This is a genomic window from Pseudoalteromonas luteoviolacea CPMOR-1 (genome assembly GCF_001625685.1).
In the GTDB taxonomy this organism is placed as follows: domain Bacteria; phylum Pseudomonadota; class Gammaproteobacteria; order Enterobacterales; family Alteromonadaceae; genus Pseudoalteromonas; species Pseudoalteromonas luteoviolacea_K.
The window spans coordinates 41422-62710 of record NZ_AUYC01000034.1; the positions used below are offsets into that span (position 1 = coordinate 41422).

19 protein-coding genes and 1 riboswitch are annotated in these 21289 nt (G+C 41.2%); of the genes, 8 read left to right on the forward strand and 11 right to left on the reverse strand.

The window, feature by feature from the left end; translation table 11 throughout:
- Nucleotides 1-106: 106 nt before the first annotated feature.
- On the forward strand, nucleotides 107-622 hold the full coding sequence (locus N473_RS14455) for a glutathione peroxidase (protein WP_039609897.1): 516 nt from the start codon (nucleotides 107-109) through the stop codon (nucleotides 620-622).
- The gene (locus N473_RS14460; RefSeq protein ID WP_063368526.1) at nucleotides 588-1565 is read left to right on the forward strand and encodes a 2-hydroxyacid dehydrogenase; all 978 of its coding nucleotides are present in this window, start codon (nucleotides 588-590) and stop codon (nucleotides 1563-1565) included. Before N473_RS14455 ends, N473_RS14460 begins: the two co-directional genes overlap by 35 nt.
- Before the next feature lie 54 nt (nucleotides 1566-1619).
- Here N473_RS14460 and N473_RS14465 read toward each other — a convergent pair whose 3' ends face one another.
- From N473_RS14465 to nhaD, 4 genes are all read right to left on the reverse strand, one after another.
- Nucleotides 1620-2945 (reverse strand): sodium-dependent transporter, encoded by a 1326-nt coding sequence (locus tag N473_RS14465; protein ID WP_063368527.1) that lies wholly within the window; start codon nucleotides 2943-2945, stop codon nucleotides 1620-1622.
- A gap of 121 nt (nucleotides 2946-3066) precedes the next feature.
- Entirely contained in the window at nucleotides 3067-3597 is a 531-nt protein-coding gene (locus N473_RS14470; protein ID WP_063368528.1) for a DUF924 family protein, read from the reverse strand.
- Between the two features lie 161 nt (nucleotides 3598-3758).
- Nucleotides 3759-5105, reverse strand: coding sequence for a lysine-sensitive aspartokinase 3 (lysC, locus tag N473_RS14475; RefSeq protein WP_063368529.1), 1347 nt, complete (start codon nucleotides 5103-5105; stop codon nucleotides 3759-3761).
- Nucleotides 5106-5190: 85 nt separating this feature from the next.
- Nucleotides 5191-5364, reverse strand: a riboswitch (Lysine riboswitch).
- A gap of 122 nt (nucleotides 5365-5486) precedes the next feature.
- Nucleotides 5487-6734: a sodium:proton antiporter NhaD gene (nhaD, locus tag N473_RS14480; protein WP_063368530.1), complete on the reverse strand. Its 1248-nt coding sequence runs from the start codon at nucleotides 6732-6734 to the stop codon at nucleotides 5487-5489.
- 158 nt (nucleotides 6735-6892) lie between these two features.
- Here nhaD and N473_RS14485 point away from each other — a divergent pair, with 158 nt between their 5' ends.
- From N473_RS14485 to N473_RS14510, 6 genes are all read left to right on the forward strand, one after another.
- The gene (locus N473_RS14485; RefSeq protein WP_063368531.1) at nucleotides 6893-8161 is read left to right on the forward strand and encodes a hypothetical protein; all 1269 of its coding nucleotides are present in this window, start codon (nucleotides 6893-6895) and stop codon (nucleotides 8159-8161) included.
- A gap of 10 nt (nucleotides 8162-8171) precedes the next feature.
- Nucleotides 8172-8723, forward strand: a complete 552-nt coding sequence (locus tag N473_RS14490; protein WP_063360832.1) for a condensin complex protein MksE — start codon at nucleotides 8172-8174, stop codon at nucleotides 8721-8723.
- Nucleotides 8720-11497, forward strand: a complete 2778-nt coding sequence (locus tag N473_RS14495) for a hypothetical protein (RefSeq protein WP_063368532.1) — start codon at nucleotides 8720-8722, stop codon at nucleotides 11495-11497. Before N473_RS14490 ends, N473_RS14495 begins: the two co-directional genes overlap by 4 nt.
- A gap of 100 nt (nucleotides 11498-11597) precedes the next feature.
- A complete protein-coding gene (locus N473_RS14500; protein ID WP_063368533.1) occupies nucleotides 11598-12152 on the forward strand; it encodes a DUF4136 domain-containing protein in 555 nt (184 codons plus the stop codon).
- A gap of 126 nt (nucleotides 12153-12278) precedes the next feature.
- Nucleotides 12279-13490: an aminotransferase class V-fold PLP-dependent enzyme gene (locus N473_RS14505; RefSeq protein WP_231099575.1), complete on the forward strand. Its 1212-nt coding sequence runs from the start codon at nucleotides 12279-12281 to the stop codon at nucleotides 13488-13490.
- The gene (locus tag N473_RS14510) at nucleotides 13490-13897 is read left to right on the forward strand and encodes a SufE family protein (protein ID WP_063368535.1); all 408 of its coding nucleotides are present in this window, start codon (nucleotides 13490-13492) and stop codon (nucleotides 13895-13897) included. The genes N473_RS14505 and N473_RS14510 overlap by 1 nt, the downstream gene beginning before the upstream one ends.
- A 6-nt stretch (nucleotides 13898-13903) precedes the next feature.
- Here N473_RS14510 and tcdA read toward each other — a convergent pair whose 3' ends face one another.
- The 7 genes from tcdA to N473_RS14545 all read right to left on the reverse strand — a co-directional run bounded on the left by tcdA (nucleotide 13904) and on the right by N473_RS14545 (nucleotide 21248).
- Nucleotides 13904-14701: a tRNA cyclic N6-threonylcarbamoyladenosine(37) synthase TcdA gene (tcdA, locus tag N473_RS14515; RefSeq protein ID WP_063368536.1), complete on the reverse strand. Its 798-nt coding sequence runs from the start codon at nucleotides 14699-14701 to the stop codon at nucleotides 13904-13906.
- A 1-nt stretch (nucleotide 14702) separates the two neighbouring features.
- A complete protein-coding gene (locus tag N473_RS14520) occupies nucleotides 14703-15368 on the reverse strand; it encodes a TIGR01621 family pseudouridine synthase (RefSeq protein ID WP_063368537.1) in 666 nt (221 codons plus the stop codon).
- Complete coding sequence (gene kdsB, locus N473_RS14525; RefSeq protein ID WP_063368538.1) at nucleotides 15361-16116, reverse strand: 3-deoxy-manno-octulosonate cytidylyltransferase; 756 nt, start codon at nucleotides 16114-16116, stop codon at nucleotides 15361-15363. The genes N473_RS14520 and kdsB overlap by 8 nt, the downstream gene beginning before the upstream one ends.
- Nucleotides 16104-16301 (reverse strand): Trm112 family protein, encoded by a 198-nt coding sequence (locus N473_RS14530; RefSeq protein WP_046355029.1) that lies wholly within the window; start codon nucleotides 16299-16301, stop codon nucleotides 16104-16106. Before N473_RS14530 ends, kdsB begins: the two co-directional genes overlap by 13 nt.
- A complete protein-coding gene (gene lpxK / locus N473_RS14535) occupies nucleotides 16291-17274 on the reverse strand; it encodes a tetraacyldisaccharide 4'-kinase (protein WP_063368539.1) in 984 nt (327 codons plus the stop codon). Before lpxK ends, N473_RS14530 begins: the two co-directional genes overlap by 11 nt.
- Before the next feature lie 2 nt (nucleotides 17275-17276).
- Nucleotides 17277-19013 carry a lipid A export permease/ATP-binding protein MsbA gene (gene msbA, locus N473_RS14540; RefSeq protein ID WP_063368540.1) on the reverse strand — a complete coding sequence of 579 codons (1737 nt, stop codon included), beginning with the start codon at nucleotides 19011-19013 and terminating at the stop codon, nucleotides 17277-17279.
- Nucleotides 19014-19076: 63 nt separating this feature from the next.
- On the reverse strand, nucleotides 19077-21248 hold the full coding sequence (locus N473_RS14545) for a DNA internalization-related competence protein ComEC/Rec2 (RefSeq protein ID WP_063368541.1): 2172 nt from the start codon (nucleotides 21246-21248) through the stop codon (nucleotides 19077-19079).
- Between the last annotated feature and the right edge of the window lie 41 nt (nucleotides 21249-21289).

Here is a 21289-nt window from a genome sequence, read left to right on the forward strand (position 1 = left end):
CTTTAACAATGGAGGGGATTTCACCTCAAAAGCAGTCAGTGGACTATACAAAAGCGCCACATGAAGAACATTAATAGAACTCGTTATATGCACGGAACCTTGCAGCATGGAAAATATTTACAGATACAGTGTTAAATTACTTACAGGTGAGACGCTTGCTTTAAAGTCGTTAAAAGACAGGCCTGTTATTTTGGTGAACATAGCTAGCAAATGCAGTTTTACACCACAGCTTACCGCCCTAGAAAAAATGTATCGTAAATATAACAAAAAAGGGTTAGAGATCATTGCGTTTCCATGTAATCAGTTTGGTAAGAATGAGCCGTTAGAAAACGAAATGCTCAAAGAGTTTTATCAATCACACTTTAACTTAAGCTTTAAAATTGCAGAAAAAACGTTAGTAAACGGGCCCGATGCTCACCCTTTATTTAATTATCTGAAGTCACATACTCGTGGCATTGCACAGAATCGAGCGATAAAGTGGAATTACACTAAGTTTTTAATTGGTACAGATGGTGAGCTGCTCTCTCGCTATGCACCACGTACCAAACCAGAGTCTTTAAAGCAGATCATCGAGGGTCAGTTGCAAGATGAAAGTAGCACTCTTCAGTTCGCAAAAATATGAACACCCATTTTTTTCCAGCGCTATCTCAAAGTTCAGCGGTATTGAGATAAGCTATATAGAAAACAGCTTAAATAGAGATACCGTATTTTTGGCCTCAGGCTATGACGCAGTGTGTGTCTTTGTAAACGATGATCTTAACGCCTGCGTGTTGAGTGACTTGGCAGAGCTTGGGGTTAAATTTGTCGCATTGAGGTGCGCAGGTTATAACAATGTGGATATTGAATCTGCACATGCACTAGGGATTCAAGTAGTCAGGGTTCCCTCATACAGCCCCGAAGCGGTTGCTGAACATTGCATGGCACTTATTCTGACATTATCCAGAAAAACGCATAAGGCCTATAACCGTGTCAGAGAGGAAAACTTTGATCTCAACGGTTTATTAGGGTTTAACATTCATAACAAAACAGTCGGTCTCATTGGCTGTGGAAAAATAGGCCAAGCGCTTGTTTCTATTTTAAATGGGTTTGGTGCACACACGCTTGTATATGATCCAAATATCGGTGAGGGTTCTTACACACAGGTTTCTTTGGAGATGCTGTTAGAACAAAGCGACATTATTTCCCTGCATTGCCCCCTCACTGAAACGACACACCACTTAATCGATGAAGCCGCCTTCAATAAAATGAAATCCGGCGTTATGTTGATCAACACCAGTCGTGGTGCATTAATTGACACACATGCCTGTATTGCCGCTCTAAAAGCAAGAAAAATTGGTTATTTAGGTCTTGATGTGTATGAGCAAGAATCAGAGCTTTTCTTCAAAGACCGTAGTGAAGAGATTATTCAAGATGATACCTTTGTAAGACTAAGTGGGTTTCCCAACGTGTTAATCACAGGTCATCAAGGTTTCTTTACTCAAGAAGCATTAACCGAAATCGCCATGACGACGGTTAAAAACCTATACGCACTCAAGAATAAAACCCATACACCCAATATTGTGTAAATCTAAATACAAAAAAAGCGCAGCCAGGCTGCGCTTTTTTCTTTAAAGCTTAGCTTATTTGTTCACAACAACATTGACAAATACTGCCGTCATTAAGACAGGGCAGACAAAACGAAGATATTGCGCAAACCAGTATTGTAAGCCGGTTGCATTCTCGGTCAATTTATTACCTCGTTTCCACATCCAACCAACTGTCACAAAATAGAACAAGCCCATCAGAGGAAGCTGGTAGCGAGTAAACACTGAAATCACTAAACCAAACAGCCAGTCGAAATTCAAGATGATCAGACTAGAACACAGTAAAATAACCAACGTCACTACCCAAGTCGCGCTCTTTCGTTCCATACCGTGGTTTTCAACTAAGAATGATACTGGTATCTCTGTTGACGAAATTGTCGAGGTCAGAGAAGCAATTGACATTAATACAAAAAACGTTAAACCAACCCAAATACCAATTTGGCCCATACTTGAGAAAAGCTCAGGTAGAATTGCAAAAATAAGCCGCCCTTCTCCAGCGAGCTTGCCATCTTGAAATACTTCAACGCCATTTTGCTGCGCAACAAAAATGGCCGGGATAATCAATAAGCCTGCTAAAAATGCCACGCCTGTGTCTAGCATAGCAACGCTAAAAGTCAGCTTTGGTAGATTTTCATTTGGTTTTAAATATGAGCCGTAAATCATCATACAACCTACGCCGAGCGATAAAGAAAAGAACGCTTGGCCCATTGCCGCGATGATTAAATCAGGATCTGTGATTTTGCTAAAATCAGGCACTAAGTATGCTCTAAATCCCTCTTCAGCGCCTTCTAGTGTCGCCATATAGGCAATCAAACAGCATAAAAGTAGCAGTAACAAAGGCATTAAACGACGTGACCACGTCTCAATACCCGATTTGACACCTTTGAGAATAATCGCAGCTGTTAATAACAACATTAAAGGCGTGAAAATAAAGTTTCTATGGGTAGAGTCACCCGTCAAAAACTGGCTCGCAGCGTCTAAGCCTAACATAGACGTGACGGGCTCAATAGAGTGTGCGAGCATCCACCCCGCCACAATGGAGTAAAAACTCAGCATCACAATCGCGCCAGCTAAACCCACATAGCCTGCTGTAGCGCCCACTCGTGGTTGCTTTTCTTGCCATGCTTGTTTTAATGCTTTCACAGGATTTGCTTGCGCTTGATGACCGAGATAGAGCTCAGTATATAAAGCTGGCAATGCCAGTAAAAAGATAACTATAAAATATGCGAGTAAAAATGCACCACCGCCATGATTGGCAGCTTGCGTAGGGAAGCCCCAAATATTACCTAAACCAACAGCAGCACCTGCCGCCGCTAGAACAAAGCCAAGACGACTTTGGAAACCATCACGTACCTGAGCCATAATTGAACACAAATATAATTATTGTTGTGGCCCGCGATTATACCTTTTTAAACGAAGAATGCGAGCATTACAACCCTGTTACAGGAACTCCAAAAGTAGATTGATGAATTAAAAACAACAGTTAAAAGCTTGAACCAGGCTGCTGCAAAAATTCCAACTCTTCATCTGTTGAAACGCGACCAAGAATATCATTCCTGTGCGGATAACGTCCAAATCTATCAATAATCTTTTTATGTGCTAATTCAAACTCATAACCAGGCAGCTCCCTGAACAACACTTCTGCTTGACGATGAATAACTGCACTTTCACTATGCATGAAAGGCATATACAAAAAGCCAACCTCGGTATCATTCAATGCTTTATCAAAGCCTTTCTCTATTGCCTGCTGTGAGAGGCTCAAGGCTAACGCATCACTGGCAAAAGCGAGTGGTGTATCACGATACATATTTCTTGGAAATTGATCTAACACGATAATCTCACACAATGAACCAACGGGCGTTTCACGCCACTTTTCAAGCTCACCGTTGTGTGCCATTTTGTGGAGAATTGAAAATTGACTTTTTACTTTCTGATCAAATGCCGAAGATTTTTGCCACCAATCCTGCTCTGAACATGTAACAAACCAAAACTCATAAATATCTTGATACTGCATAAGTCACCCTCAGTGTAAATATTCCCCTCTTAGATAAGCTTGTCACTTTAAGTCTTTTATTGCAACTTTATCATTAATATTTGTTATAAAATTATGTCATTCCAGCAATGTAAAGAGAGAGTATACGGAACACATGTATACTCTCTTCAATTAAGATGCGTTTACGCTGCTTCTAATAATTTTTGATGAATTGCTTTCACCACTGAATCCGATTTCGACTGTTCAACCAAGAAACATAAATTATGGCGGCTGGCTCCATGACAAATCAAACGAATATCAAATTCAGATAACACATCAACCAAGCAGTCATCTCCCCCTCTTAACTGAATCTCTGAGCCTATCATGGCAACTAGCGTTAAATTATTTTCGACTGACACGTGACAAAACTCACCTAGCTCATCAAGGCAAGCTTGATCCAATTCTGGGCGCGAAGCATTTGGCGCGTTGTCTAATGTCAGCGCAACGCTGATTTCAGAAGTCGTGACAAGGTCAACGGAAATATTATAGTTACTGAGTATGGTAAATATTTTTGCTAAAAAGCCACTTGCTAGCAGCATTTCAGGGCTCTTCAAGGTCAATAGAATTTGATTTTTGCGCTGTGTAACAGCTCTTATCCCAGATTGAGATTGTGTTTCTTTTTCAATCCAAGTTCCACCTTGCTCAGGTGCTTTGCTCGAACCAACAAATACCGAAATACCTTTGCGGCTTGCAGGTAGAATCGTCGCAGGATGCAACACTTTTGCACCAAAAGTCGCCATTTCAGCAGCTTCATCAAAGCTCAGCCTAGCAATTGGTTTTGCTTTACTGCATAACCTAGGGTCTGTGCTAAATATGCCAACCACATCTGTCCATATATGTACACTGTGTGCACTGATTGCTTCTGCAATAAGCGCAGCACTATAATCAGAACCACCACGGCCAAGTGTGGTCGTCTGTCCATATTTATCACTGCCAATAAACCCTTGGGTCACTACAACGTGCTCCTCAAGCAATGGCTTTAAGTTTTCTGACGCTGCAGCCGCTGTTGCTGCAATGTCTGGTGTCGCCTTGGAGAAATTATCATCTGTCTTTAAAACTTCTCTGATGTCAAAACGCACTGAACTGACCCCTAAGTTACGCAGCACTTGGGTAAAAATATAGGATGAGAAACGCTCACCAAAGCTCAATACTTCATCGCATTGTTGTGTGCTTAAAGCAGGTAACAGCGCTATTTCTTTGAATTCTTTGTATGTGCCGTCAAAACCAGACTGTAAATCAGCATCAAGTGTCACATGCTCCAATATGCGCCGCTGAATTTGCATTACAGCGTCAACCAGTGTTTGTCGTTGAGTCTCATCGGCCTTTTGTTGTACCAACTCAACTAGGTGATTGGTAACACCTGCACTCGCACTGACTACGACTACTCGAACACTCGGATCATCATTTATTATTTGCGCACAACGATGCATAGCTGTGTAGTCGGCAACACTTGTACCACCAAACTTAGCAACTACATACTGGGAATTCATTTTATCTCCTTGTGACAACATTGGTGCTGTCATAAAAATAAGGAGAACTCATTGGCAAGAGGATATAGAACTACATTGAAAAACCACTGCCAGAAGCTCTCCACCAATAATCGGTGACAGTTCCGAGGATTCAACCCCGTAAACCGAAAAGTCATTGTAACGACCAATCACTTTCCTCGGCGAATACTTCCCTCACTTGCTGTCGTTGGATGTCGTGTCCTCGAACAAGCTACCTAAGCATCGCACCTCTTCTGTCTATTTTGCGCGTTCTAAGCTGAACAATAGCAAAATAAAAGCCTGCTACTGGAGCAGGCCTTTAAAAACTATCTTTTAGACGTCTAGGTGTCAAGCAATTTTGTACCTAGACGTCAAAAAATTTATTTAGATGAGTTGTCCCATATAAAATGAACCCGCATAACCAATGGTGTACGCAACAAGTAGATATAACACCATTTTTAAATAACTCATGAAAGTCAGTGCCTTTACTTTGCTCATTGCTATGATCCCTGCGGCAGAACCGATAATAAGCATCGAGCCTCCAACGCCTGTTGCATACGTAAAGGTTAGCCATTGCTGAGGGGTCATTTCTATCTGCGCTTTTAGTAAAGCTGCTGTGAGTGGCACATTATCGACCGCCGCGCTCAATAATCCGACTAAGTAATTCGCATATTCTGGTGCCAAATATTGGTATAGCTCAGTAAACATGCTCAATACGCCAACTTCTTTAAGCGCGCCCACTAACAACAACACTCCTACGAAGAAAAGCAGCGTGTCATATTCTATCTCTCGTATGTAATCAATAATCTTTTTGTTGACGTCCTTTTTACGCATAAGAAACTGCGCGACTAAAAACATAAAAGACAAGCCAAACAAAAACGTCAACATAGGCGGTACTTGGTACTGGACACTTAAATACAATGTCGCAAGCACAGTAGACATAAAAATAACAGCTATGGTGATGTCTGTTTTTTCGATTCTTCTCACTTCTTGGCGAGCAAAATACAACTGCTCATTCATGCCAATGGATAACATCGCAGCCAGCGCAAATACACTTACAATAGCTGGCATCACCAACAGCAATAAATCAGGGATAGTGACTTTACCAGCTAAAAATATCATTAAGGTCGTCACATCACCGGTAATTAAAGAGACACCGCCAGAATTTACGCTAAATATGATTAATGTGGCATACTTAACAAGCTTTTTAGCGTCCAACTTCAAGGACATGACAACTGCCAACGAAATTAAAGTCGCTGTAATATTGTCTGAAATCGAAGAAAAAACAAATGCAAATGCGCCGACGAGAAACATTAACTTTCTCTCACTGATTTGCTCAGGCATGATCCGATGCACAATATTTTGAATAAAGCCTTTGGAGTTTAGATAAGCAACAAAGGTCATCGCAGCCATTAAAAAAAGCCATAAGGTCGCGATTTCTAAAATGTTATGATCTAACTGATGTTGTATAGTTTCTGAGCTTTCACCATGAATTGGAGATATAAAAGCGATAATCCAACATAAAGTGCCAAAAAAAAGCGTCGTTTTGGCCTTGTTTACATGGATAATATCCTCTATAACGATAAGCACAAAAGCTAGCGCTATTAGGGTTAGGATTATGGAAGTGACCATACGCGTAAACAACCTGTAATAAAATGTAATTTTTGTAAAGGGCGATGTAAATCGGCGCGGAGTCTAACACTATGGGCAAGTGACTGCTATCGCTAATTACACTTTATGACAAATTAGTGAACTAGCGATGTCACAAAAATGATACAAACTGGAAAGTTATGATCCCAGCTAAAAAAGTTCTTAATACATTAAATGAGCATTGGAGTGTTTTGGAGCTGTTATTTAAACGCTTTAAAATGTCCGATTTCAGTATAAAAGATGTACAAAACTTAATAAAATTAAAAAATCCGAACTGGTCAAGTGAGCGAATTTACAAAGAGACTAATAGACTCTTAAATCAAGAAATTATTATTCCACTGGCCAAATCTTCTCAACTTGAAATCAATCGTGCAGTTGCTGATTTTGCAAGTTTTTTATTACAAGAAGAACACTTAGGCTTAGCCGAAGAGATCACTGTATTGGTGAAAGATTTGCAACGCCTAGGCGAGCGACTATCTCAGGCTGGCAATGAAGGCGACCACAGTGAGCTAAGACGATTCAGCCGGATAATGGATGAACGAGTAAGAAAAATTGTAAAGCTTTATCAACACAACGAAAGCGCAATTCTCAACTTGGTCGAACAAGCAAAATCTGATCACAGTAACTTATCACTCAAACGACGCTATCAAGCTGTAATAGAAGCATTTGATGAGTATATTGAGCCCATGCTTGAAATGGTCGACATTCATGGTCCTTTCCAAGCATGCTTTAGCCAAATTGAATTTCAGATCAGCGAGCAAATAAGTCAAATTGAACAGCTTGGTCGTGGCGCACATGATAAACGTATGTTAGAGCAATTGAGAACGCGAATTTTAGACATGCACTTAATCGGTCGTGAAAGCTTAGGTAAAAGCGCAGATATGCTGATGCCGCTGCGTGAAGAGCTCCGGCGCAATACCTTAATTACCCGTCAGGCAGCCAAAGTGTTGGGGCTTATTCGTAAAAATGGTGTCGACCGCATGCTCACTCCTGTGCAGCCAGATTTTGTATCGGATATCCAACGTTTTAATCTTGGTCAAAAACGCCATATGGTTGCTTACATGGCAAGTCTTGCGGAATTTGAGCATGAAGAATATCAGCTGCCAGATCACAACGATGTACCAGTATACCAAAGTCCCAACATCCCCGATTATCAGGATGTTAAAAAATCGTTTTCTACAAGCGGTAAAAAGCGCACTGCCCTACTCGGATTTTTAAGTGACAGCTACCCGAATTTAGAGGCCGATGAGATGCTGTTTTTATACCAAAAGCTTATCAGCGACCCTGATCTCACGGTAACGCAGTCTGATTCTCAAGAATCAATGCAGCTGGCAAATACCAAAATTAAATTGTATCCATTTAGCGCTTCGGAACACTCTGAATCCGACGCTGAAAAAGCAAAGCAATAAGTACAACACCATGACACAAATTAATCTAAATGACTTATCACAGCTGCAAGCTATCAATAAAAAGCTTGCTGGTGGTTACCACATTAGTGAACAAGATACGACACTTTGGCAAGAGCTTGATCAGCACATTGAAGCTTATCAGGCGTTGTTCGCAGCACTTGGCCATGATCTTCAGCATGATGCTCGCGGTTTTTATTATCTTGCCAGTGATGAAAGCACACCTAACATGGGTAAAATCAGCCGCGCGATTGCTTTGACCGTGTTTATCCTTATCGAGTATTACGCAAACCAAGGTAAAGATCCCTTGCGTGCGCTTTTTGATGAGCAGATCGATTTAGAACTGATGCAAACTCTCATCCAACTTAACAAACACTTATTTGATCAATTAGAGATCTTCTCAGGTTCAGATTTAAGAAAAGATGTCTTTTTAAGAATGCTGAGATTAGGGCTTTGTAAAGAAACCGAGCGTGGTTTTGTATTGTTAGCACCGGTTTATAGATATATCGACGCCTTAATGGAAGTCAATGAAGATAATTTTGAAGCGCTAGAGGAAGAAGTATGAGCGAATTATATGGACTAAGCAAACTTGCGCTTTTAAACACGGCAGGCTACGCCAAGTGTGTTATACCATTAGATAAAAGTGCTTCTATTTGTGCACCAAACAACACGGGTAAAAGCTCTGTTATCAATGCACTACAATTCCCACTAGTCAATGACTTACGTTTGACTGAATGGGACGGTCACGACTTAGAAGAAACCAGAAAGTTCTACTTCTCTAGTGACCAATCTTATATTTTACTCGAAGCAAACCTGCCTCACGGTGACGTTGTCATTGGTGTTGCTGGCCTCGGTAAAATCGCAGGGTATGCGCATCAGTTTTTCTGCTATAACGGCAAATTAAACCTCGATGACTTTACCGAAGGCAAAAGCATCATCAAATATACCAAATTATTTAATCATCTTGGTGACAAAGGTTTTAAGCCGATTGAGCTTAAAGCTGCCGAATTAAACGCCTTATTAACTGGTGGTGCAACACCTTACGACGGCGACATTAACCTTAAAATGATCCCGCTTAACAATGTGCAAGATGCGGCGATCTATAAAGAGATCTTTAGACGTATCCTTAACCTGCACAAACTTGGTGCTCATGATGTTAAACGCTTTATGTTACGTGTTTTTGAACGTCATATGTCAAATTCAAAGGTCGATTTTTACGAAGTATGGCGCCGCGCATTCGACAAGGTTAATCGCTCTAAGCGAGAGCTCAATGCACTAGAGTCAATGCAAGAGCCCATTGCAGCCCTTGAGCAAATGATCGAAAGTGAAGCGACCATTAAAGGTAAGCTAGCTGCATATGCGCCTAAAATTGACCAAGCGATTATCGCTTTTGATGAATATCAAACGACACAGATTGATGAGCTAAACGAGCAACTCGAAAATATCGAACAAGAAAAGCGTGATTTTGAGCAAAAACAGCAGCTTTATGTCCAACAATCTCGTGATATCGAGCGAAAACAAACGCAAATTGAGCAGTGGTTTACAGACTACCAAGCCCTTAAATCTGAGTTTGAGCTGACCAATCACGCCACTTTAAAAACTAACCTTACACTGCTAAAAAAAGAATATGAGCAACTGTCTTTCTCAATTAACAGCGCACAAGGTCAAAGCTTACATACACTTGACTATCGTATTGGTGAAACGCAAAAGCAAATCAAGAGCTTAAAGCTTCAGCTTAAAAACTTAGAATTTAACCTATTTACGCGTATGCGTGAGGATCTTTCACTAAAAGAAGTTGAAGAGATTTCACGAATTTTAAATCCAGATCTGCTGTCTTTTGCCACCACCTCGCAGGGTGAAGTCACAATTGAAGATGAAGATGCATTTGCTGACTTCTTGGCGCTTCTATCAAACGCTGTAAAAGGCGGTGAACTTAAACTGCCGGGTGTCAGCATTAAACTGAAAAAGCTAGCACCTGTGCAAATGCAAAGTGGAGAGAATAAAGCACAGCTACAAGCTCAGCTTGAAGCCCTGCAACGCTCGCTGGCAGAACTTAAGCAACAACGAGAAGTTGCTGCAAACGTTGCCGATAAGCAGCAAGAACGCGATGCATTATATCAAGAACTTATGTCAACTGAGGAAGCTCTAAAACGCTTCGAGCAATTCCAAACGATGCAGCAATCAGCTGAAGCACAGCTTGCGCTTAAAGACCAATTAACGGCTGAACGCGAGCAAGTTGATGACTATTTACAAGATGTGCAACGCAATGCGGGATCTATTTCAGATCGTCGCTCGATCATCAAGAGCAAACAAGATCTCATCCTGAGACAAAGCGATCGTTTAAAGCAAGTTAAGTCTGAGCGTATCGACCATACCTTGGCGATTTATGAGGGTAAGCAAACCCCTTACCCTATCGATGTTAAAATTGACTTTGATAACCTCTCGGAAATTGTGCATCAGTTCAATAAAGACTGCCAAGAGCTGAGAAACCTTGATGTGAATGTCCGCAATACCTATTTACACATTTACAATGCGGGCATCACAAAGTTTGATAACGAATCAGATGAGTCGACAAAATACGCCAAATTAATCAGCGCCTATCATAATATTGATAACGAGCGCGATGCGGTAGAGCGTCAAGCACGTGTTGCGCTGACAGAGGTTGCGGCAACAATTAAAGGCCTGAGAGAAGACTTAGATCGCTTACGCCGTGAAATGAACAGTTTCAACCGTGGGATAAGTCAACACCGAATTTCAAACTTAAAAGCGTTTAAGATAAATGTTATCCCACGCAAGATGCTGGTTGACAGTATTGATACTATTATCAGTACCTCAGAAGTCTACGAGCAAGGTGAAAGTTTTGATTTACTCAGTGAAGCAAAAGCAGACGAGAACGCGGTAAATGAAGCAAAAGATCACATTATCAAGCTGGCGAGTGAAAAAGCAGGCCTGACGCTAACAGATTTGTTCGATATCCGCTTTGAAGTCGTCAATCGTGCTGGTGAAACCGAGCATTTTGATAAAATTGACTCTGCCGGCTCAAACGGTACGCGTATCACCATTAAGCTACTGTGTGGCATGTTGTTTATTCGTTATCTACTTTCTGATCAAGAGCAAGCCTTGTACCGTATACCAATTTATATTGATGAAGCGGCAGATATCGACCCACAAAACCAAAAAGCAATCATAGAGACCGCTTTAAGCTTTGGATTTGTGCCTATCTTTGCTTCGGTTAAGCCACAAATAAGTTGTGATTACCTAGTGCCAATTCGCAGTGTGAATAAAGGCAGCCAAAACTGGGTAGACGAAAAAGACTGGATTGAAGTGGAACATTCGTAGTTTAAAATGGTCTTAATAACTGGATCTTAGGGCGTTTTTGCTTATCCACTAGGGTCCAGTTAGTATTACAAGGCCAAAAGCCTTAATTAAGGAGTAAAAAATGACTCGTAACCTGCTTGTAGCGCTAAGTTTAATTGTTTTAAGTGCTTGTTCTAACACACCAGATTGGGACTACGATAAATCTGTTGAGTTTTCCAATTACAAAACCTTTTCCTGGTCTCCTGACACTGCCAATTTTGATAAAGGTGCAGACAATTATCAGATCAGTGAACTGATGGAAAAGCGCGTACGCAACGCAATTATTACTGAGATGGCACAGCATGGTATCACCCTTGTTGAAGGCACTAAAGCGGATGTAATGGTAAACTTCCACGCGGCAGTAGATACAAAGCTTGACGTAGACACTTTTAATACCAGCTATTCTGCACGTTGGAACTATTGGGGTGTTGGCTGGCACACACAAACGCAAGCGCGTGAATACGAAGTAGGTACTTTGGTTATTGATATTATCGACAGTGCGTCAAATCAACTGGTTTGGCGCGGCGCAAAAGAAGGTCGATTACGCAAAAAGCAATCGCCTGAAAAACGCACCGAGTCGGTTAATAATACCGTCAAAGATATTCTCGCCAACTTCCCTCCAAAAGTTGAGCACTAAAGGCACAATTAAGGCAGCAACAAGCTGCCTTTTTCAATTTACCCTACTGATTTAAATGTTCAGACTTGCAAGGGAATTTCAATTAGGTAAAATTCGGCGGTTTCCGGTTCTTAATGAGCAACTATCTTGATTGAGCAACTTCGTAAAGACTTTCCTTTATTACACCAATTAGTGGATGAGCAGCCACTTTGTTATTTTGATTCTGCTGCCACAACACAAAAGCCACAAAGTGTAATTGATGCAGTAAGCCATTTTTATCAGCTTGAGAATGCCAATGTACATCGCGGTGCACATACGCTTAGCGCTGATGCAACCACAAAATATGAAGCTGTTCGCGACAAACTTGCTCAATACTTAAATGTTCATAGAAACGAAATAGTGTGGACTAAAGGTGCAACTGACTCTCTTAATTTAATCGCCCACGGTCTATCAGAAAAATTAACTCAAGATGATGTCATAGCGCTCTCCCCTTTTGAGCATCATGCCAATATTGTGCCTTGGCAACAAGCGGCTGCTAGAACGGGTGCTCAAATCGTTGTTTTACCCGCGTCAAAAGATGGGGTGCTAGACCACAATGCGTCTATTGAGCTCATACACGAGCTTAAACCGACTATTTTAAGTATTTGCCATGCATCGAATGCGCTGGGCAATATTCATGATGTCAGATCACTGATTGAGGTCTCAAAAGCCTATTCAACAATCACTGTCGTTGATGGTGCCCAGTCATTTATGCATTTAAAACCAGACTTAACACAACTTAATTGTGATTTTTTCGTGTTTTCGGCTCATAAAGCACTTGGGCCAACTGGCCTTGGCGGTCTATTCGGTCGTTTTGATCTGCTCAATAGCCTCCCTGTTTACCAGACTGGGGGGGAAATGATTGACACTGTTAGCTTCTCAGACACGACGTTTAGGCAAGCACCTGAAAAGTTTGAACCTGGAACACCTAATATCAGCGGTGTCCTCGGCTTTGGAGCGGCACTTGATTATCTCAATAATATTGAACGAGATGCGTTGATTGAACACGAGCATGCTTTGTATCAATATCTGGTATCAAATCTAAAAAATATTGCAGGTGTTAAAATTTGGGGCGACACAACACATAATATTGGTGTTGTCAGTTTTACCTACAAAGACGAGCATCACTTTGACATCGCTACCCTATTAAACACCTATGGTGTGGCAGTCAGAAGTGGTCATCACTGCACACAGCCTTTAATGGCACATTTAGATATTCCCGGCACAATTCGCGCAAGTCTAGCGTTTTATAATAACCAGCAAGACATCGACACTTTTATCAGTGCACTTACAGAAACCATTGAGATGTTGGAAGAATAATGGATATCAATCAAATCCAAGAAAAATTAAACAGTTTATCTGGCTGGCAAGCAAAATACCGTGAAATCATGTTACTTGGTAAACAACTACCAAATTTGCCAGAGCCACTGAAGACCTCTGAAGCGCTTGTAAAAGGCTGCGAAAGCAACGTATGGCTACACATTGACCTAGACGAGTCTTTACAACGACTCGTGCTTATTGCTGACTCAGATACGCGTATCGTAAAAGGGTTATTGGCAATTATTCTGGCCTGCTACAACCATACATTGCCAAACGAAGCAAAAGACATCGACGCTTATCAGCTATTTGAAGACATGGGCCTAATTAAACATTTAAGCCCATCGAGAGGTAATGGTGTCAAAGCGATTGTCGAACGTATTCAACAGCAGGTAAATAAGCTCCAGTAATTGGAGCTACTTACTTGCTCGCGCTTTTTTATCTAAGTATTTTCGTATAGATTTTGCTGCGGCAAAAAAACCAAAACTGCCAGTCACCATGGTTGCCGAACCAAAGCCCGTCGCACAATCCATATTTTTACTGCCATCGGCTTGTTGTTTCGCTTTGCACACTTCACCATCCCCTGTTGGGTATACAAGTTGCTCTGTAGAATACACGCAATCTACGGCAAACTTGCGCTTCGGGTTAGTGGTAAAGTTATATTGCTTGCGCAGTAAATATCGTACTTTAGCAAGTAGCGGGTCATGAGTTGTTTTAGCCACATCCCCAAAACTAATTTGACTGGGGTCAGTTTGTCCACCTGCTCCGCCAGTTGTAATGACAGGGATTTTGTTACGCTTACAATGCGCTATCAGTGCCGCTTTCTCTTTTACAGCATCAATACAATCAATCACATAATCAAAGCCTTGAATGTACTCTTTGATATTCTCTTGCGTAATAAAATCGTCTATTACCGTGACCTGACAATTTGGATTGATGCTTTCAAGACGAGATTTCATTGCCTCTGCTTTAATTTCACCCACTGTTTGCGTCACTGCGTGTAATTGACGGTTGATATTCGTCACACAAATATCGTCAAGATCGATCAGTGTAATATGTCCGATACCAGTTCTTGCTAATGCTTCAGCAGCCCAGCTGCCCACACCACCGATGCCTATGACGCAAAAATGCGCGTCACTTAACCATGCTAATTGTTGGTCACCATATAATCTGCCGATGCCACCAAATCGAAGTGACGTATCTTGATCTGTCATATTACCACTCTAACTGCTCAGGCTGACGCCATGATAAAAATACTTCATGCTCAATTAATTGCATAAATTTACTGCCTTCTTCAGGCTCAATACTAAAAACCACACGCTCGTCATTCCAATTAAACGAGAGATAATACGCGTGTAAATACACCCTATCGGACTGTTTACCACCATAGCTATCATCGCCTAAAATCGGTGCTGACAGACTTTTCAAAGCAACTCGTAATTGGTGAGTTTTACCACTGTACGGTTTCAGTAAACAAGCCCTTAGACCTGGTTCAATGCTTGTAGAATAAAACCGGGTTATCGCTGGGTTATCTTGGCTTTTTAAAAGTTTATATGTACCGCGTCGAGACTTAGCCATATCGCCTTTTATCCACCCTTGTTTTTTCTTTGGCTTATCTGAAATCAGCGCGAGATAATATTTATCTACCTCGCGGCTTGTGAACATCTCTGTCAGTTTAGCAGCCGCTTGACTAGATTTTGCCAACACTAATAAACCAGATGTAACCTTATCTAATCGGTGCACCGGAAATAAACCGATCTCCAGTTGCTGCTCCAACAAAGCGACAAACCCAGCTTGCTCTTCACTATGAAAACTTACACCACAAGGCTTGTAAGCAACAACAAAATCTTCATGCTGCGCAATGACTTTGATATCAGCCATTAAGAAACTCAATCACGCGATTTAAGTCTTCAGGTGTATCAACGCCTGCATGCACCGGTTTGCACGCTTTGGTCACTTTGATTGAGTGGCCGTGATAGAGCACTCGAAGCTGCTCTAAAGACTCTTGCACTTCCAGCGGCGATACACTTAGGTCAAGGTAGGTTTTGATAAACCCAGCGCGATAAGCATAAATCCCCACGTGACGCTTAAAGTGTGCAAGTGGAATGCTACCTTTGTCCAAAGACATCATGCTATCACGCTGAAAAGGGATCGGTGAGCGAGAAAAATACAACGCATTATTCTTAATATCGCTAACTACTTTCACAGCATTCGGGTTAAGTACTTCTTCCACATCTTCAATATCAACGCTCAATGTTGCCATAGGCGCAGAAGAGTTGAACAGTAACTCAGCTACTTGGGCAATATTTTCAGGCTCAAGCAATGGCTCGTCACCTTGCACATTCACCATTAAAGTATCGTTATCTAAATTGAGAAGTTCAACCACTTCAGCAAGGCGCTCAGTACCAGATTGATGATCTTCACGAGTCATCAATACGTTATCAGTAAAACGCTTTGCTTCATCAAAAACCAGCTGGTGGTCAGTCGCGATATAAACTGCTTTTGCACCTGACTTTTGCGCTTGCTCAAAGACTCTTTGGATCATTGATTTACCGCAGATATCCACCAGTGGCTTACCTGGCAAGCGTGTTGATGCATACCTTGCAGGTATGACAACTATGAATTCCACTTTTCTACCTCTTCAAGAGATAATTCTCTTGCCTCATTTTCTAGCAAAACAGGAATATCATCCCTCACTGGATAGGCAAGCTTTGCTGCTGTGCTGATAAGCTCTTTGTTATCTTTATCATATGCTAGTTTGCCTTTGCATACTGGACACGCAATAATTTCAAGTAATTTAGTATCAAACGCCATGGGTAATAATCCCCTTTCTATCTAATAAGTTGTGAAGCTTGTTAACAAGCCCTTCTGACGGAACAGCATCTACGCGTAAGAAGTACCAATTGTCTTTGGCATAAGACTGGCATTTTACTGCGTCTTTTTCTGTCATAAATATGTTGCTTTTGTTGTAGATCTCAAAATCTTGTTCTGTAAACATATGATGATCTGCAAAGTGTTTGCTTTGTGTGATTGTCACTCCATTTGCACTGAGCGACTTCTCGAAGCGAGATGGGTTGCCTATCGCACTTACGGCGATACCTTTAGGCTCAAATTGTGTAACTCGTGCCCCCGTTTTCACACTGTAAATACCTGTTGTATTGAGTGAGTAACCATCTTCTTTGATTGAACCATTAAACACAGTGAGGTCAACTGACTTTAAGCGCTTGGGCGATTCTCTCAGTGGCCCCGCTGGTAACAAAAACCCATTGCCAAATCGACGCTCATTATCAACTATACATATCTCAATATCTCTATCGAGCTGGTAATGTTGCAAACCGTCATCACTTACAATGATGTCAGGTTCATTATGCGCAATTAGGTATTCGATACTTGCTTTGCGGTCACCACCAATGACCACGTCACAACCCAATCGCTTATAAATTAATAGCGGTTCATCTCCAGCTTGCTGCGCGGTACTGTCATCTGTAACGTGGTACGGAGTATGAGGCGGTTTTGCACCATACCCTCGGCTGATAACTGCCACCTTCAAGCCAAGTGATTGTAAATAAGGCACTAGCCAAAGTACAAATGGTGTTTTGCCGTTGCCTCCAATACCAATGTTGCCAACAATCATGACTGGTACAGAGGCCTTATATGCTGATTTTATACCGACACGAAACAACAAACGTCTAGTAGAGCTTACAATCCAAAATAGTGCGCTCAGTGGTAGCAATACAACATTGATTAGACTAATTGGCTTATACCAACTTTGTTCTATTTTGCTCATTGTCATTCACCATATTGCATCTTACACAGTGCAGAGTACGCGCCATCGTTGGCGAGTAACTCTTCATGTTTCCCTTGCTCAAGTACACGACCTTTGTCTAGTACATAAATTTGATCTGATTTTTCAATGGTTGACAATCGATGGGCGATCACAATGGAAGTCTTATTCACCATCAATTTATCTAGCTCTTCTTGGATCAAGCGTTCAGACTCTGTGTCCAGCGCCGATGTGGCTTCATCTAATATTAGTACTGGCGCATCTTTAACGATGGCGCGGGCTATCGCTATACGCTGTCTTTGACCGCCAGAAAGCATCACACCATTCTCACCGACTTCAGTGTCTAAACCTTGTGGTAAGTCTTTAACAAATTCCCAAACATGCGCTTTTTTAGCAACGTCAATTAATTCAGCTTCACTGAGCTTTTCATCTAAGCCGTACATGATGTTATTTGCAATCGTATCATTGAATAAAGTGACGTGCTGAGAAACAAGCGCAAATTGATTTCTAAGGCTGGCTAAAGTGTATTCGCTCAGCTCTACACCATCGAGTGTGATTGAGCCACTATCTAAGTCATAAAACCTCGGTAACAAACTAGACAACGTCGACTTACCAGAGCCACTTCGGCCCACTAATGCAATACTCTTACCCGCGGGGATCTCAATCGACAGGTCCTCGATAACTGGCTCATCTTTTGTTGGATACGTAAACGTGACACCCTTTACGGAAATAGCACCTGTGACGATTTCCACCGTGTGTGTCCCAGTATCCTTCTCCTTCTCTTCATCAAGCACTTCAAAAATACTCTTGGCAGCAGCGATGCCACGTTGAAAATCGCTGTTTACATTTGCCAATTGTTTCAAAGGGCGTAACATCATAACCATTGCCGTGATCAATGAAGCCACAACGCCTGGCGTTAATGATTCATGCACTTCAGGCATAGCAATAATCGCCAAAACCACTGCCATTGCACTGGCTGCAATAAGCTGAATTACGGAAACACTCAACGCCCTCGTCGCATCCATTTTCACACGTTGCTGACGATTGTGGTTATTCACTTTGGAAAATTGCGCGATTTCTTTATCTTGACCGCCAAAGCCATGAATTTCTTTGTGACCGGACAGCATCTGCTCTGACCCTCTTGTCACTGCACCCATCGCATCCTGAATGCTTTTTGAAATTTTTCTGAAACGTTTAGAAACGACACTAACAACAATAGCTACAAATGGCACAATCACTAAGAATAACAGTGACAACTTCCAGCTTATTGCAAACATGCCCCAAAGTAAGAAGACGACAAAAGCCCCTTCTCTGATTGCGACTTGAAGCGCGCGTGTGACAGCTTGCTGTACTTGCTCTGTATCAAAAGTAATTTTTGAAACCAACTCACCATTGGAATGTTTATCGTGAAAAGAGACGGGCATAAACAGCATATGCTCATATAGCTGCTGTCGTAATTTTCTAACAACTTGAGAGCCGACGTAACTTAAACAGTATGAAGACATGTAGTTAAAAACACCTCGACCCAAAACCAAAAGAATAACCACGATCGGGGCCATCGCCAATACTTCTTGATTACCTTGCGTTAAGCCATCATCCATAAAAGGTTTCATTAACTGTATGAACAGTGCATCCATTGCGGCATAACCGAGCATGCCAATTATCGCAAACAAAGACGCTGCTTTAAATTCGTAAGTGTAAGCCAAAAGCCTTTTATATATTTGCTTTCCAGACTGTTGCATAGTGTTACTCTAAAACTTCAAAACCCCCTTATTGTATCCGCCATCAAGCAAAAACTGAATGCATTATCTTAAAAACCATAGATTTTTCGCGTTTCTTGCGGTGTAAACCTCAAAGTGTTCATTAAAAACTCGGATCTGTACTTCTCCATCCAAGGCAGTATCGTATGTTTCGTAACCAGCATCTCTATATCGCTGCAAAACTTCAGTGTGAGGTAATTGCCAAGCCGTATTTCGACTTCTTGAAAAAATAACAAGCTCGCCTTCAACAGCCTCAATAAACTGCCTACTTGAAGAAGTTCGGCTTCCGTGATGTGGCGCTAACAAAAAGTGTGCTTTCAAGCCATTTTTGTACTTAGAAATAATCTTAGCTTCTACACCCGCTTCAATATCTCCGGGCAATAAAAGTTTAAATCGGCCGTCACTGACCACAACCACACAGGAGCTATTGTTGTCATCGTTTTGCAATTTCTTCGGCCAAATGGAGCGGATCGTAAGGGCACCGAATTTGACATCTTGTAGTAAGCACGGTTGCGCATACGTAGCACGGTGAAAAGTATTTAACGACTCACCAAACCCCAGCTTATAGAGATCCATTAGCCCACCGGCATGATCTCCATCATCATGGCTTACAATAGTATGAACTAATTTAAGGTTCCTCGCTTTGAGATAAGGGAGTACAACGTGCCTAAACATAGAGTATGTACCAAAGTAATTTGCGCCCAAATCGTATAAAACGGCATTGTTATCTTGTGAAATAAGCACTGCACTGCCATGGCCTACATCAAAAACATTGATTTGCCAGTTGGGTTTAGGTGATAACAGCCAATGTAGCAACAATATACTTAATGGAATAATCGCGTAAATACGAGTTAAAACATGAGCTAATAAGATAAATGATAACATCATCAAGCACAGTTGACTGGTTGAAATTGGCTGCACATCAAACCAATGAAAATCATAAGATATCAGATAGTGATATGAGCTATATAGTAAGTTATCGAGTAGCATTATCGCATTTGATTCGCTCACACTATGCAAAATGATCTGTACTAATAAAAGCGGAAAGATCACAAAAGATAGTAGTGGTACAAAAATGAGATTAATGAGTAAACTGCTCACACTAAGGCCATGAAATACGTACACTACCAACGGGCATAGTAAGATAAATAAAACAACTTGTACCTTGCACAACCAAACACATTTATTAAACCAACTTGAGAATACATAGTGATATGCTTTGCGCTTTGACAATAGCCAAAAAATGCCAGCCACTGCCGTAAACGAAAAATACAGGCCAAGATTTAAAAACGCAAATGGCGATATCATGGTCACTATCGTTAGTGTGTAAATCAATAGCCTAATAAAGCTCAATCTTGTTCCAAGTAAATAACATATAACACCTGCGCTCGCCATAAACCAAGCGCGTTGAGCCGATATCTGCATACCGCTCATAACCACATATAATCCAGCACACCCCAGCGCACAAATGAGCCCTATTGAATGTGTATTGACACATTGACCTAAATAAGATTTAAAAGGGAACAAGCATACTTTTATTAACAATAAGCTCAATGAGAATAAAATAGCGATATGTAGCCCTGAAATGGCTAACAAGTGACTCAAGCCCAGTTTGCGAAAGTACTCTTTGTCACTTTTAGGAATTTTCGATTTATCCCCTGTCATCAAGACATAATAAAGCCAGCCAAACTGATAACCATCAAAAACGTCTAGCATAAAACGTTGATATTGAAGACGCCAAGACCCGTGATATCGAGCTACAGAGTCGACTTTTAGCTTCCCTTTGAAGAATATATGATTGCGAAATGCATATAGCTCACTATCAAAAGCATATTGATTTTTTCGTGAGTAAAATGGTTTTAGCGTGGCAGTCCCTCTAATTGTATCCCCCGCTTTTATCGCGCTTTCCCCTTCAACAACTGACAAATTCGCATATACAGTTTGCCAAGACTTCACTTTAAACTGTTCAAGATTATTTATTTTTACTTGTATATAAGGTCTGTCGCCCGCTTTAATGATTTGGCTCACCTTGGCGTCAATTTTAATTGGCTTATCAACAACCAAGGTTTTCCATGAAAGTTGATAAAACAAAATGTAATTAAGACTTGTAACAAAAATACCTAAAATAAAACCTGCCAAAACGTTCGAAAAAAGCTTAAAATAGCTACTAACAAAAACGAGCAAGGCAAAACTGACGGGTAACTGCCATGTATCCATGTAAAATACGGATATTAGGCTTCCGAAAATGATGCCGCAGC

Bases quoted from the DNA above. Each gene is read 5' to 3' on its own strand.
- N473_RS14455 (WP_039609897.1), top strand. From the start codon at position 107: ATGGAAAATATTTACAGATACAGTGTTAAATTACTTACAGGTGAGACG.
- N473_RS14460 (WP_063368526.1), top strand. From the start codon at position 588: ATGAAAGTAGCACTCTTCAGTTCGCAAAAATATGAACACCCATTTTTT.
- N473_RS14465 (WP_063368527.1), bottom strand. From the start codon at position 2,945: ATGGCTCAGGTACGTGATGGTTTCCAAAGTCGTCTTGGCTTTGTTCTA.
- N473_RS14470 (WP_063368528.1), bottom strand. From the start codon at position 3,597: ATGCAGTATCAAGATATTTATGAGTTTTGGTTTGTTACATGTTCAGAG.
- lysC (WP_063368529.1), bottom strand. From the start codon at position 5,105: ATGAATTCCCAGTATGTAGTTGCTAAGTTTGGTGGTACAAGTGTTGCC.
- nhaD (WP_063368530.1), bottom strand. From the start codon at position 6,734: ATGGTCACTTCCATAATCCTAACCCTAATAGCGCTAGCTTTTGTGCTT.
- N473_RS14485 (WP_063368531.1), top strand. From the start codon at position 6,893: ATGATCCCAGCTAAAAAAGTTCTTAATACATTAAATGAGCATTGGAGT.
- N473_RS14490 (WP_063360832.1), top strand. From the start codon at position 8,172: ATGACACAAATTAATCTAAATGACTTATCACAGCTGCAAGCTATCAAT.
- N473_RS14495 (WP_063368532.1), top strand. From the start codon at position 8,720: ATGAGCGAATTATATGGACTAAGCAAACTTGCGCTTTTAAACACGGCA.
- N473_RS14500 (WP_063368533.1), top strand. From the start codon at position 11,598: ATGACTCGTAACCTGCTTGTAGCGCTAAGTTTAATTGTTTTAAGTGCT.
- N473_RS14510 (WP_063368535.1), top strand. From the start codon at position 13,490: ATGGATATCAATCAAATCCAAGAAAAATTAAACAGTTTATCTGGCTGG.
- tcdA (WP_063368536.1), bottom strand. From the start codon at position 14,701: ATGACAGATCAAGATACGTCACTTCGATTTGGTGGCATCGGCAGATTA.
- N473_RS14520 (WP_063368537.1), bottom strand. From the start codon at position 15,368: ATGGCTGATATCAAAGTCATTGCGCAGCATGAAGATTTTGTTGTTGCT.
- N473_RS14530 (WP_046355029.1), bottom strand. From the start codon at position 16,301: ATGGCGTTTGATACTAAATTACTTGAAATTATTGCGTGTCCAGTATGC.
- lpxK (WP_063368539.1), bottom strand. From the start codon at position 17,274: ATGAGCAAAATAGAACAAAGTTGGTATAAGCCAATTAGTCTAATCAAT.
- msbA (WP_063368540.1), bottom strand. From the start codon at position 19,013: ATGCAACAGTCTGGAAAGCAAATATATAAAAGGCTTTTGGCTTACACT.
- N473_RS14545 (WP_063368541.1), bottom strand. From the start codon at position 21,248: ATGGATACATGGCAGTTACCCGTCAGTTTTGCCTTGCTCGTTTTTGTT.